This window comes from Bradyrhizobium sp. BRP56 (assembly GCF_020194035.1).
Lineage (GTDB): Bacteria > Pseudomonadota > Alphaproteobacteria > Rhizobiales > Xanthobacteraceae > Bradyrhizobium > Bradyrhizobium australafricanum.
On the sequence record NZ_JADYVV010000040.1, the window covers coordinates 1 to 12,917 of the forward strand.

At 61.2% G+C, this 12,917-nt stretch carries 14 protein-coding genes and 1 pseudogene; 3 read left to right on the forward strand and 12 right to left on the reverse strand.

The window, feature by feature from the left end:
* Window positions 1-388: 388 nt before the first annotated feature.
* The 11 genes from I6F38_RS25740 to I6F38_RS25790 all read right to left on the reverse strand — a co-directional run bounded on the left by I6F38_RS25740 (window position 389) and on the right by I6F38_RS25790 (window position 9,517).
* The gene (locus I6F38_RS25740) at window positions 389-820 is read right to left on the reverse strand and encodes a ribbon-helix-helix protein, CopG family (RefSeq protein WP_172647571.1); all 432 of its coding nucleotides are present in this window, start codon (window positions 818-820) and stop codon (window positions 389-391) included.
* A 7-nt stretch (window positions 821-827) separates the two neighbouring features.
* Entirely contained in the window at window positions 828-2,813 is a 1,986-nt protein-coding gene (locus I6F38_RS25745; RefSeq protein WP_172647570.1) for a conjugal transfer protein TraG, read from the reverse strand.
* Between the two features lie 23 nt (window positions 2,814-2,836).
* On the reverse strand, window positions 2,837-4,576 hold the full coding sequence (locus tag I6F38_RS25750; protein WP_172647569.1) for a VirD2 family relaxase/mobilization nuclease: 1,740 nt from the start codon (window positions 4,574-4,576) through the stop codon (window positions 2,837-2,839).
* Between the two features lie 244 nt (window positions 4,577-4,820).
* The gene (locus I6F38_RS25755) at window positions 4,821-5,714 is read right to left on the reverse strand and encodes a lytic transglycosylase domain-containing protein (protein ID WP_225162318.1); all 894 of its coding nucleotides are present in this window, start codon (window positions 5,712-5,714) and stop codon (window positions 4,821-4,823) included.
* 2 nt (window positions 5,715-5,716) lie between these two features.
* Window positions 5,717-6,229 (reverse strand): S26 family signal peptidase, encoded by a 513-nt coding sequence (locus tag I6F38_RS25760; protein ID WP_172647568.1) that lies wholly within the window; start codon window positions 6,227-6,229, stop codon window positions 5,717-5,719.
* Window positions 6,226-6,690: a DUF2840 domain-containing protein gene (locus I6F38_RS25765; protein ID WP_172647567.1), complete on the reverse strand. Its 465-nt coding sequence runs from the start codon at window positions 6,688-6,690 to the stop codon at window positions 6,226-6,228. Before I6F38_RS25765 ends, I6F38_RS25760 begins: the two co-directional genes overlap by 4 nt.
* Window positions 6,691-6,988: 298 nt before the next feature.
* Window positions 6,989-7,870 carry a replication initiator protein A gene (locus tag I6F38_RS25770; protein WP_172647566.1) on the reverse strand — a complete coding sequence of 294 codons (882 nt, stop codon included), beginning with the start codon at window positions 7,868-7,870 and terminating at the stop codon, window positions 6,989-6,991.
* Between the two features lie 22 nt (window positions 7,871-7,892).
* A complete protein-coding gene (locus I6F38_RS25775; protein ID WP_172647565.1) occupies window positions 7,893-8,174 on the reverse strand; it encodes a helix-turn-helix domain-containing protein in 282 nt (93 codons plus the stop codon).
* A 133-nt stretch (window positions 8,175-8,307) separates the two neighbouring features.
* Window positions 8,308-8,814 (reverse strand): DUF2285 domain-containing protein, encoded by a 507-nt coding sequence (locus I6F38_RS25780; protein WP_338150472.1) that lies wholly within the window; start codon window positions 8,812-8,814, stop codon window positions 8,308-8,310.
* Between the two features lie 73 nt (window positions 8,815-8,887).
* Window positions 8,888-9,082, reverse strand: a complete 195-nt coding sequence (locus I6F38_RS25785) for a DUF6499 domain-containing protein (RefSeq protein ID WP_172647564.1) — start codon at window positions 9,080-9,082, stop codon at window positions 8,888-8,890.
* A 159-nt stretch (window positions 9,083-9,241) separates the two neighbouring features.
* Window positions 9,242-9,517, reverse strand: coding sequence for a DUF2285 domain-containing protein (locus I6F38_RS25790; RefSeq protein WP_172649133.1), 276 nt, complete (start codon window positions 9,515-9,517; stop codon window positions 9,242-9,244).
* Window positions 9,518-9,631: 114 nt separating this feature from the next.
* On the opposite strand from I6F38_RS25790, the gene I6F38_RS25795 reads away from it, so the two are divergent.
* On the forward strand, window positions 9,632-9,859 hold the full coding sequence (locus I6F38_RS25795) for a helix-turn-helix transcriptional regulator (protein ID WP_172647563.1): 228 nt from the start codon (window positions 9,632-9,634) through the stop codon (window positions 9,857-9,859).
* A gap of 197 nt (window positions 9,860-10,056) precedes the next feature.
* On the opposite strand, the pseudogene I6F38_RS25800 reads toward I6F38_RS25795, so the two are convergent.
* Window positions 10,057-10,501: pseudogene (locus I6F38_RS25800) on the reverse strand (DUF932 domain-containing protein); the annotation flags it as partial.
* 781 nt (window positions 10,502-11,282) lie between these two features.
* Here I6F38_RS25800 and I6F38_RS25805 point away from each other — a divergent pair.
* Window positions 11,283-11,618, forward strand: a complete 336-nt coding sequence (locus I6F38_RS25805) for a helix-turn-helix transcriptional regulator (protein ID WP_026193062.1) — start codon at window positions 11,283-11,285, stop codon at window positions 11,616-11,618.
* A complete protein-coding gene (locus I6F38_RS25810) occupies window positions 11,611-12,858 on the forward strand; it encodes a HipA domain-containing protein (RefSeq protein WP_016843192.1) in 1,248 nt (415 codons plus the stop codon). The genes I6F38_RS25805 and I6F38_RS25810 overlap by 8 nt, the downstream gene beginning before the upstream one ends.
* Window positions 12,859-12,917 lie beyond the last annotated feature (59 nt).

Sequence of the window (12,917 nt, forward strand, 5' to 3'; positions counted from 1 at the left end):
CTCGACCGTTTACGATTACGAGGCCCAAACGGCGCTCGCGATGAGTTCACTCTCGCAGCCACCGCGCAAAACCTCCGGAAGATGGCCAAGCTGATCGCGATGCCCATAGCAAGACCCGCATAGGGCCCCCCTCGATCTCTTCGCCGGCCCAGCTATTACAGCGGAATACCGCCGGCCTTTTTCAACGGAATCGGCCCTTAGCTGACGGTCTGCATAACTGTCGCGAACGTCCACTATTCGAGGTGAACCGGAAGGTGCCAAGCCCGGTCGCTATAACCGGATTTTGATCTCGGCGGGCGCTCACACGTGTGATTGTGCTCCGTTTCTTCCATAATATGCATGCACGGGGTGCTGGCGCATCACCGCCGACTGTCCTTGGAGCAAATGTTCAGGGCGCCTCTTCAATCGAAATGTCTTCGGAAATTTCCTGCCGAAGCTTTGGCCCCTTCCCTAATCGACGGCCGAGCGCTGAAACGAACGCATCGTACCGCTCGCCTGCCTTCGCGCGTGCCGCCTGTGCGGCCGGTTCGGGCAATGCCGGTGTCGTGGCTAGCCAAAAGCGGATGAATACGGCGAGCGTCTCAATCGCAATACCGACATCCCGCTCAAGACGGAGCATGCGACGATCAAACTGGTCGAGGCGTCTCGCGATCGCAGCCTCCTGCCGTTCTGAGGCATCTGGCGAAAGGAAAGATTCAATGGCCGCTTCTGCAACCAATGAGCGGGAGTGGCCGCGCCGTGCCGCATGTTCGGCAAGTCGCCCCATGACGTTGGGATCGAGGTAGACCGAGAGGCGCTGTTTCCGGGGTGGTTTTGCCATGGAAGTCTCAGAGGTCTATACCGTCGCCGGGATCGAGCGATGCCTGTCTTGCCACCCTTTGCATGGCACGGTTCATGTGGCGGCTGCGAGTAACGTCATCGTCCTCGTCGTCAACCGGATCGATTTCGAATTCATTCTGGACTGATGTCCTCATCTCGACCGCCTTTACGAGGTTAAGTTCAGGCTGAAGGCGGTGTTCGGATTCGGTTGGGTCATCGCCCGCGGCTTGGGATGCACACATCGCGTCGCCGATTTGCGACTGTGCCCGTAGCAGCAACGTGGTCCACTCGCACTTTGCGTGCTCTTTTGGTGCCGTCAGCTTGGGTGGGGACAGAATACGCTCCTTGAGGCGAGCATCCTCGTAGTAGCGCGCCTTCTTCGCGCGGATGGGTGGCGTGCCGGCGATCATGACGATTTCATCCGTGGGCGGAAGCTGCATCACCTCACCGGGCGTGAGCAGTGGGCGCGCGGTCTCCTGGCGTGAAACCATCAGATGGCCAAGCCAGGGGTTCAGCCGGTGACCGGCATAATTCTTCATGGCGCGCATCTCGGTCGCGGTGCCGAGTGCGTCCGACACGCGCTTGGCTGTGCGCTCGTCGTTGGTGGCAAAACTGACCCGGACATGGCAATTGTCGAGGATCGCGTTATTCGCGCCGTAAGCTTTTTCGATCTGATTGAGAGACTGCGCGATCAGAAAGCTTTTAAGCCCATAGCCTGCCATGAAAGCCAGCGCCGACTCGAAGAAGTCGAGGCGTCCTAGCGCGGGAAACTCGTCCAGCATGAGAAGCACTCGGTGACGGCCGGCCTCGGCGTGAAGATCCTCCGTCAGGCGGCGCCCGATCTGGTTGAGGATCAGGCGGATTAGCGGCTTGGTCCTGACAATGTCGGAGGGCGGTACCACAAGGTAGAGCGTCGTCGGATGCTTGGCGCCTGCGAGGTCTATGATCCGCCAGTCGCAGCGTCGCGTGACCTCGGCAACGACGGGATCGCGATAGAGACCGAGGAACGACATAGCCGTCGAAAGAACGCCGGACCGCTCATTCTCCGACTTGTTCAACAGCTCGCGGGCGGCGCTGGCGATCACGGGATGCGGACCACTGGACCCCAGATGCCCCGTCTTCATCATCGCGGCGAGCGTTGATTCGATCGGGCGCCTGGGGTCTGAGAGAAAAGCAGCGACGCCGGCGAGCGTCTTGTCCTCCTCAGCATAGAGGACATGAAGTATCGCGCCGACCAGCAGCGCGTGACTGGTCTTCTCCCAATGGTTCCGCTTGTCCAAGCTTCCTTCCGGATCGACCAGGATGTCGGCGATGTTCTGGACATCGCGCACCTCCCATTCACCGCGGCGAACCTCCAGCAATGGATTGTAGGCCGAGGACTCCGGATTGGTCGGATCGAACAACAGCACGCGACCATGCCGGGCGCGGAATCCGGCGGTGAGCTGCCAGTTCTCGCCTTTGATATCGTGGACGATCGCCGATCCCGGCCAAGTCAGCAGGGATGGCACGACCAGTCCGACGCCCTTGCCCGAGCGGGTCGGCGCGAAGCACAGAACATGCTCCGGTCCGTCATGGCGCAGATAGGCCTCACCATAGCACCCGAGGACCACTCCGTCGGGGCCAAGAAGGCCAGCTGCCCTCACCTCCTCCGCCTCGGCCCATCGGGCGGAGCCGTAGGTCTCAATCCTCGTCGCCTCGCGGGCCCGCCAGACCGACATGCCAATGGCGACTGCGACAGAGATGAAGCCGCCCGATGCCGCAATGTAGGCGCCCTCAACGAAGACCCACGGCGCATAGGCGTCGAAGCCGTACCACCACCAGAAGAACGACGGCGGGAGGTAGAAGGGAAGACCGAACAGCCGAAACCAGGGAGTGCCCAACTCAGGCTGGAACGCGAGGCGCCAGGCCACCCACTCCGTCGCGCCCCAGGTCGTCGCCACGATGATGGCAACGACGGCGATGATCTGGCCCCAAAATATCCTGGTGGCGGGCATGTCCGAGGTCCTTTCTGATAGAGCTAGAGACCAAGCCCTCGCTTGCGCCCAAAACTCCAGTCGATGCCGCCGCCATCGCGCGCGACGCCGGAGACCTGCCGACCGAGGTGTTGCTCGAGGGCCGGCGTCCAGGGCACGAGCTGGAATCCGAGTCCGTCGTCGAGCATGGCGAAGCGGCCGGACGCGAGAGCCAGACGCTGGCGATAGACGCCGGCAACGTATTCGCCGCTTCTCGCCCGATTGAACGGCCGCCCTATGTCGGCTACGAGCTTTTCGCCGATCGCGTCAAGTTCCCGGCGGCGCAACGTATCTATCAGACTGTGAGCGAAGGTGATGCGCTGTCCTTGTCGTTCGGCAAGTCCCTGCTGGATGAGATATTCGGCGCGGGCGTCCAAAGCCTGCCGCACCTCGGCGCCGAAGCCGCCAGTGGAGAATGCGGCCGGCTCGCGCGCGATGTTCTGCCTGTCGAGCCAGGTGGCACCAGACGCCGTAATCTGCCGATCGATATCAAAATCAGAGCGGACGGCGAGCGCGATCCGGCGTTGCCCTCGTGCGTCATCGAACTTGCGGAGCTCAACGACCGAGCCGGGAGCACTGTCGCCCACGGCGTCGAGATCGGGCAGCCTGATATGATGGGTACGCCCGTCAACACCATCGACCACGGCGTAAGCCGTGCCTGTCAATTCATCGTGGAGACCGCGGTCGACCAATCGTCCAATGATCGGCGTGTCCAGGGTCTCGGTGGCAAGAACGTAGCTCGCAGATCCCCGCTCGATGCCACGCCTAGTCAGCGCGCGGTGCATCCGCTTGATGATATCGCTACGCTCGCCAAGTTCGCGCAGCGTCGCTTCGGCTCGCTCGTCGATCGCCCATTGGCCAGGGCCGACCTCCTCTGCGAGTCCGAGCGCTTCTAGCTTGCGCAGCCGACCGACTTTCAGCGTGTGATACTCATCCGGCTGAGCGCCTGGATCGGGCGCGAGGTCCACGATTCCGGTCGCGCGGCCGTCACGGACAAGCTGGTGATCGAGCTGCGTCCAGTGCTCCGCTTCGACCTGGCGCTCGAGATTGCGACGGATTTCGAGATCGGTCCGCGGCCCCAGTTCCTGGGTGACGCGATCGGCCGCTCGCGCGCGCATTCCTTCCTTAATGTAGTCGCGGGCAATGACGAGGTCTTGGCCGTCGTCGGCTCGGCCGCGCAGAATGATGTGAACGTGAGGGTTGTCCGTATTCCAGTGATCGACACCTGTCCAATCAAGCTTGGTGCCGAGATCGTTCTCCATTTGACTCATCAGGTCCCGGGCAAACGACTTGAGGTCGGCCAGCTCTACGGCATCCTCGGGTGAGACGATGAAGCGGAAATGGTGTCGATCGCCCTCCGTCCGCTCGGCAAAGGCACGGCTATCTACCTCATCGGTCTGCGGCCCGAACAAGCGGGCTTTCTCGCCATCGCGGGTGACGCCTTCGCGGCGGAGGTAGCCGAGATGGGCCACCAGAGGGGCTGCGCTTGCATGATGACGCACAACACGGGTCTTGATGACGACGACACGCGAGCGGCTGGTCAGGAACCGGTTGGCGCGCACGCTTGCCGTTCGGCCGCGCCCAAATGTCGATCGATTGCCGTGCGTGATTTGGCCGGTACGTGATACGCGTGCGCCGGCCTTCCGGGCCGCCGCAAGCACCTGCGCGACGAACGGTCTGGCGCGCTGAGCCCGGGACGAGCGGATCCGGCCTGGCCGGATGCGGAATCTGTCCTCGCCGTTCATGATTGCGCGCCCGCACATCGCGACAGGAAGCTGAAAACGTTACGAAATCCGTGGAGGCGCGAGGCGCGTGAAACGCTGGCACCTCTCGAAAACACAGCATAACCCGTTGAAACATCACGACCGTCCGAAGCCGCACCTCGCGGCCTTTTATCTCGCCATCGCGCTGTCGTTGCCTCCCGCCTCCCTCGCGTTGCCGCCCATTCCTCTCGGGGGCACACCAATGCATACCGACCCGCGAATGCCGTCATCGCAGGCCTCCCGCATCGGATCTCGATACGAATAGACCTGTTGCCTGAGGCACGAGGGCCGAGCTGCCGTGACCGGAACCGGCCGCTAGCGCCTGATTCCGCGGGTACTCAAGCCGCCGCCAGATAGCGGACTTTGAGTTTTCAGATCGCTCAATGAAGAGCACGCCCGCAGGCGGCTGTGGACGAGTGAATGTGCCGACGGCTGCATTGTCGCTGCCAATAGCTGGTAGGAGCTTCTGCAAATAGGCTTCGGTCTCGACGGGAAGTTGACGGCCGGCGAGATGCGCCTCGTAGCGACCAGGACCCGCGTTGTAGGCCGCAAGGAAGCCTGGCGAACCATACCGATCGTGCAGTTCGCGAAGGTACGCCGTGCCAGCAAGAATGTTGTCGCTGGGATCGTAGGGATCGGTGCCAAGACCGTACCGCGCGCGCAGCTCCGCCCACGTCTCTGGCATGATTTGCATCAGGCCCATAGCGCCTTTCGGTGACTTCGCACGCACGTCTCCGGCGCTTTCGGCGTCTATGACGGCACGTATCCAGCGCGTGGGAACGCTAAAGCGACGCGATGCTTCGTCAACGCAATTAGCCAAGGGATCACTGGTTCGACTGCTCGCCGCAGCCTGCGCAGGATGGCCTTCGGCTATCGCGGGACTGCTATTCAAGGGCAGCGCAGCAAACAGCAGCACGACGATCCGCAAGCCCTTTTCGAACAGACGTGAGCATGCCGCCGTGCTCAGGCCCATCCAGGGTAAAGATGTTTCACGCCGGCCTTGCGGCCGTCCTGGACAGCGCCTGCGCGCGGCACCTGCGCAATCGTTGGTCAGGACGGAGGAATGGTGTTGCACTTGGCCGAACAGAGGAATGGAAAAGCGAATTCGCAATGCACGCACGATCAGTCCTCCCAGGTCCACACTGGCCGCGCGCGCCCGATGACGACCGATGCCGGCAAGAACCCGAAATAGCGACCGTCCAGCGAGTTGGCGGACTGTCCGTTCATGAGGAAGAGTTCGCCCGCGCCGACGATGCGGCAGCCCTGCCATTTCGGGAGCGGCCGCCCGCGGCCATCGCGTTCTCGCGCCTCGCCTAATTCGATTGCGTCCACGGAAACTATGAGCCCATTTCTGCAGACCGTCTGGCCCGGAAGGGCCAGCACGTGTTTGAGCATTGGCATACCGACCGGCAGATAGCCGTTCAGATCAAGGAACGTCGCAAGCGGTTCCGGCGGCTGAATGGCGACCAACTCGGAGACGAACAGACTGTCGGCATGCTGCAGACGGTAGAGCCCGATAGGCACGCTCTCGGATGCATTCCAGATGTAGATGGGCGCCATCTCCCGAACGGCAGGTATGACAAGAGCCGCAGCACCGCCGAGCATCGCAACAAGCGTCTTGAACCGGCCCGTCATCGCATGACTTTTTGCCGGCGAAGCCAGGCCTGATGGCGTGTTTGTGTGTACGGGCGCGGCTTCTCGTTGACCGACAGCCGGTTATGAACGTGATGCCAATAGTCGGGGGCGGCATCCGCCGGATTAACGCCGAGCGCTTCGACGGCATCGATCAGTTGAAGCACACGTTCGACTTTCGGCCATCCTGACACGCGCAGGAGACTCTCACCGCCGGGTTTCACATAGGGCACGGTCGAATATGGCGCTCCAGGCGACACGGCTCGCAGAATATCGATGCGCGAGATGACTGTTCCGAAGTCGTTCGACACCCATCGGACGAACGCAAAGATGTTGCCTGGCGCAAACGACAGCAGCCGTCGGCTGCGGTCGAGGGTCTTTTCATGGGTGGCGCGCCCAAACCGAATTCGGTTCTCGATGCGCCTTTCAAGCCAAAGAAGCTCGACTTCGGTGCAGTCGCTCATGAGGCGCCCCGAGGTCGAAAGATGTTCCTATCGCCTGGCTGCAGCTCTGTTGCGATGCCGGACGTGCGCTGTTCATAGGGAGACGAAGCAGGACGATCTGATGCTTGCTGGCGATTGTCGCCGGCTCCGCGAATGGCGCAGTCCGTTAGAAGAAATCCGGAGGATTTCCGGTTAGTAGAATTGCGGCGGCCGTAAGGCGTGAAGGAACAACGAGTTAGTCCCCATCCCGGTCTCCGATAGCACGAGGGTCCGGTCCTCAATGGCACGAGGCTTGCGGTCCTCGATAGCACGAGCTGATTCACAAATTTTCCTCCGAATCCGTAATGAGACCGCGCTTGCGAAGTCGCGCGGTGATCGCGTCAAGAGGGATGGGTTTGAAGTTCAGTCGCTCGGCGCCGTTTGAATCGCGGCGGATCACGAGTTCATAGCCTGGCAGGGTCTGCCGGCTGACGATTTGGCGCAGGTCGTACGCAAAGTGCTTGAGCGGCGATAGGCTTCCCAACTGGGCATGCAGATGCACAAGGTCAAAGCTCCCGTTGCCGTTCTGGCGGTCGCCGTGTTTGCGCGCCAGACGATAAAGCCAGCGCTCAAGGCCGCCGGTCAGATCGAAATAGGCGCGATCGATCGCGAGCACGAGAGCGTCACCGATCACTCCGGCATAGAACCAGTCTGGCAAAATCAGCTCGAGACCGAGCGGACGTCCGCTTGCATCGGCGGTTTCCTTCCATTCGTTGATCCACGAGAAGCGATGTCTCCGCCGCTCCGTGGGTTGACGGATCGAGGTCAGCACCGTTGTTAACTGCAGTCTATCGAGACCAGCCTTCAGCCGATCATAATCCCGCGCGCTTGTGCCGCGGCCGACGAACGTCAAAATCTCGTAAGGAGTTGCAGACATCAGGCGCGAGGTCCGCAATCCGGCGTCGCGAGCTTCGACGATCTGCGAAGCTGCCCAGATCAGGACATCTGCGTCCCAAATGGTGGCCATGCCGTGCTCCAGCGCGGCCTCAACACGAATGGAAATCGCACCCGCTCGGAAGTCGATCAGCATAACACGCTTCGTTTTTGCGAGCGGGAAGAAGGGATAAGCCATCAGATCCTGCGCGTCGCGGGGCGCGAGATTGCCAGGAAGAGATCGAAAAAGCTCGAGCTGGCCGCGCTCGGAGGAGAGTGTTCGCCGCATGATCTCTGATCTCGGACCACGATCAACGACGTTCCTGGCCTGCGTAAGGACGCAGGACAGGATGCTTCTTGGCAGGCAGCACGGTCCCCTTTCCGGGGTCGGACGTCGACGTCTTGGCTCCGAGATCAGCCCACGCTTTCAGATCATCCAGCGCATAGACGACACGCCCGCCGATCTTCCGGTAAACTGGCCCCGTTCCGTATGTCCGGTGCTTCTCAAGCGTACGGCCGGAGAGGCCAAGGTAACGCGCAGCCTCTGTGGTGCGGAGAAAGCGCGGGGGTAGACCGGCCATCGGATCGGGCATCTGACAACTCCAGAATGACAGCGCAATCTGCCTGCGGCGCCGGCGTGTATGCGGTCATATTGGAGAAGCGCGATGTCGGAGCGGGATGCCGAAGTTTGAGGGGGCGATTTTCGAACCCCCGGAGACGGTGGGTCTATTCGCCTCGGCGGCTAGGCCGCAGCAGTCGGCGATAGCCGCCGCGCGCGAGAGCGAGCCCGCTCTGGACTAGCCGAATAGTCCGACTGCGGAGATCGTGCGTCTTCCAGGCGCTATCGGGGATTCCTTTCCCACCGAACAACGCCTCTCCAATGGCACGGTATGTGTTGCCTGCAGTTTGCGCATCGAGCGCGCGCAGGGCTTCGCTGAAGCGCTTGCGCCGTTGCTTTGATAGCTCACGAAAGGCTGGGCCGGCGCTGCGCCCGTTCATAGCGCGCCACAACCGACGCGCGGCAAATGCCCGTTCTTCAAAATCCCGGTCAAACCGCAGCACGGCAACATAGCGAGCGCCAACGGTCGGCGGCGATTTCGACCAGACGCGATGGTCAACCGCGGCGATACGCAGCACTGCATGCCAACCGTCAGCAGCACGGCGGATTTGGCCAGCCGCAAGATCGAGCAGCGGTTGAGAGCCGACGCCGGGCCCCTGAGACGGCGCGCTCACTGCAATTGGGACGACGGTCGGCAGAACCTCGGGAGCCCAGAAGACGGTATGCTCCCTGAAGGACTTCAGCGGGTCATGGGCGAAAGCAGATACCCCACCTCCTCCTGAATTCGGGTGTCACGTCGCCATCCGGGCTGATGGCGATCATTGTTTCGTAGTCGCGTCGATAATCGGCGTTACGGCGAAGACATTCCCAGGCGATGTCGGTAATTTCTCCATCCTGAAGGATTTTGTAGGATTCTGGCGACCGCCAGTCGAATTTAGGCATTGCTCCGCCCCATTGCAGCTAGCAGGGATTGCGGTGCAATAATTGTGAACGATTTGGTTGTAGAAAGTCCCTATTTCGGCACCACATGGTGCGCGACGGAGACCACCACTCTGACAGGAAAGTCCTTTTCAGTGCGGCATCTCGCGCGGCGGTTTTCGTCTAATTGGCGCCGCCTTTGCGCAAAAAACGCCCCTGTTCGGTCATCCACTTAGCGCGCGCTAGATGGCTCTCATAGGCAGTTCGCGCACGGTGTGGGTCACTTTCCGGATCAATATGCAGAACTATTCGCGCGACTTCGCGCCAGTCCGCTCCCTCATCCTCCGCCTGCAAAAGGCGCAGGTAGGTGACAAGGTGCTTTTCGTCGTAGGACGTGGGAGTGGTGTCGCCGGGCGCGCGATCGGTGACGGGGGGATCCAAGGGAGAATTTTGTACCATGTACATTTTAAGCAAGTGGCTCAGAGCGCATCCGACAAATGAATAGCATACTTGCTGACGAATAGGAATGATCGTTCCTAGAACGATCGTTCCAGCTCTGGCTCCCATGTCGCCATGGATCTCAAGGAGGTCATGGCGACCAATCTGCGTCGGATACGCCACGATTCAGAAATGACGCAAGAGGAGTTGGCCGAGCGCGCGGGCCTGAGCGCACGATACGTCGGCGCTATTGAGCGCGGCGATGTGTCGGCAAGTATCACTGTACTTGGACAGATTTCTGAAGCGCTAGGAGTTGACCCGTGCGACTTACTTAAGAGGCCCGGGCGGTTGAGCAAGTCATAGGCCTCTAAAGGACGAGTCAGTTGAGCAGTGACGCGGCTCCCAGTTCCTCTTGATACAAGTCTAGGATAAGTTTGATCTTCCGCGAGCCGGGCCGAAGGCGCGGCGAGCGCCGGACGCGGCTACGCGTCGCGCCGCCGATCCGGCTGGATCGACGGCGCGACTAGACCGACGCAGCGCTGGTCGCGCAGCTGATGTCCTTAACTTGCACGCTCCATCAAACGCTTCGCTTTGCCTGCGAGCTCAAGACGTGTCCTGATGAGCCTTGCCGCGCACGAACGCCGTAATTCCTTGCACTAAATCGAAGATACTCTCCGGCTTACGACTTTCCTCGCACAGAACGGGTTTCGATGATTTTTGCGGCGTCGGACTTGGAGAACCCTTCCCGACGTAGGAATACTTGGCAAATCCTCGTCGGTTCAAGCAACGATCCGCTCTCGCGCGGCCATCATGCCTTCCACGAATGAGGTTGGCGACAAATTGGCAAAGCGTGTCAATGCTGGCGTCGCTTCGTGCGCACACCGTTGCGCCGCGAATTTCAAATGGCGGATCGCGATCTCCTCGAAATTCTCGACGCCCCAGAGGTTGCGGTTCTTGCAGATAGGAGCTCGCATTCCCCAGCGTCTTGCTGCCCACCTCTCTATTTCAACAATAGGGGCCGAGCCGGGTGACTTGCTCAAGAAGACTGGGCGAGCACATCGTAGGCCACCTAAATTACCTGTAAAGCGTTGCGAGGCCCTCGGCTCGTCTTGAAGTCTGACCGGTACGACATCCGTGATATGTCAAGCTGGGCCGAACGCGGCTGCGTGACGCGGCAACCGATCCGGCTTCGTCAGAATATGACCTATGGCTGCGCGCGTACTTCAACAGCGACCTGAAATCGTGATTTTCCTCGGCGAGCACAGCTACACACGCTTCACTTTACGCAGCGTACCGGTGTCCTGGATTCTGCTGCCGTCCCAAGTGAGCGGTTTGCCGACGAGTTTCCCGACCAGCGGATCAACCATCATTCGCGCGTGGTGGCCATTACCTTGGGGAAGCCATAGATCTGCGTGAGACGATGAGAGAGCCGCACCGCGATTTTCTTCTGGCGAAAACGTGTTGCTTTCAACCGCTCTGAACGTCTGCTTGGACAGCCACTTCTAGACGCCATTCGTTAGCAGCGCCTCTCGCGCCATCACGGCGACGGCGCGTCGAGACAGTGCCGTCGACGATACTCGCCTCTCCAACCTTGTTGAGGGCGGCGCTGGTCGTAATCCATGTCTGAATTAAATCGCCACGTAGAGCCGGATGGCGTGGGCGGACAAATGCGGCGGATGTCGGTATTTCGATACCGTTTCCTGTTCTGCGCAAGACTCCCGGCACATGGAAAAATTGTGAGCTTGGTGCTACATATTTGTTCGATTTGTAGTGCGAAGGTGACAAGATGCCTACCCCGCATACCCCCCCTGCTGCCGTGCGGCGCGCGGTGCGCAAGCTGGGGGCGGACATCCATGATGCCCGTCGACGTAGACGGCTTCCGATGGCGGTCGTGGCCGAGCGCGCCTTCACGTCTCGCTCGACATTGCAAAGGGTCGAAGCCGGGGACACCAACGTCGGCATCGGTATTTATGCCGGCGTCCTCCAGGCGCTCGGTTTGCTCGACGGCCTGAATCAGATCGCCGACATCAGCAACGACAGCGTCGGGCGGGCTTTGGCTAGCGCGGATCTGCCCCAGCGCGTCCACCTCCAGCGGCCGGCCAGGTCGTCCCACGATGGCTGACTTCGAAGTACATATCGACCTGGACGGCCGCACGCGCCCAATCGGGCTGGCGAGGAGCAATCGTGTCCGAGGCGCGGAGACCATCCTCTTCGAGTATGACGGCACATGGCTTGAGGATCCGGACCGCTTCTCGCTGGAGCCAGCACTGGCGCTGACCCGCGGTGCCTTCGCACCACGTGCCGGGCTAGCGACTTTCGGCTCGATCGGAGACTCGGCGCCGGATACCTGGGGTCGTCGCCTCATGCAACGCGCCGAGCGTCGCCTGGCCGAACACGAAGGCCGAGCCGTTCGCACCCTCACGGAAAGTGACTACCTGCTCGGCGTAGCCGACGAGACACGGCTTGGCGCGCTCCGCTTCCGCTGGGCTGGCGATGAGGTTTTCCAGAGTCCAATTCGCGCCGGCGTTCCTGCCCTGATTGAACTTGGTCGGTTGCTCCAAATCACCGAGCGGATTCTCCGGGATGAGGAAACGGATGAGGACCTCCAGCTCATCTTTGCCCCTGGCTCCTCCCTCGGCGGCGCACGTCCGAAGGCGTCGGTCATCGACCAGCATGGTCACCTCTCCATCGCGAAATTTCCAAAGGAGACCGATGACTATAGCATAGAGACCTGGGAAGAGATCGCTCTGCGGCTAGCCGGCAAGGCAGGTATCGCCGTTCCCCAGCACGAGCTGATCGACATCGCCGGCAAGCCGGTCATGTTATCGCGACGCTTCGACCGGAATGGTACGATCCGCATACCGTTCCTGTCGGCGATGGCGATGATGGGCGCCAAGGATGGCGAGCGCGGCAGCTATCCCGAGATCGTCGATGCCCTCGCCCAACACGGCGCTCAGGCAAGGACAGACGCTCATGCCCTCTACCGGCGTGTCGCCTTCAACGTGCTGATCTCCAATGTCGACGACCACCTCCTTAATCACGGCTTCCTGTGGCTTGGAAAGGCGGGCTGGTCTCTCTCGCCGGCATATGATCTCAATCCCGTTCCAACTGATCTCAAGGCCCGGGTGCTGACGACGAACATCGATCTCGACGAAGGCACCTGTTCACTCGACCTGCTGGAAGCAGTGTCCGGATTTTTTGCACTTACGTTGCCGCAGGCTCGCGCGATCATCAAAGAAGTCGCGACCGTGACCGTGACCTGGCGCGATACGGCCAGGGCAGTCGGCGCCCGCTCGGCCGAGATCAACCGCATGGCCAGCGCTTTCGAGCACGACGATCTCAAACGGGCGCTGACGCTATAAGGGAACATTCCTCCACGCTTTGAGCCCGCCAGTGCCAGACCATTTACTCTGCGCCGCCG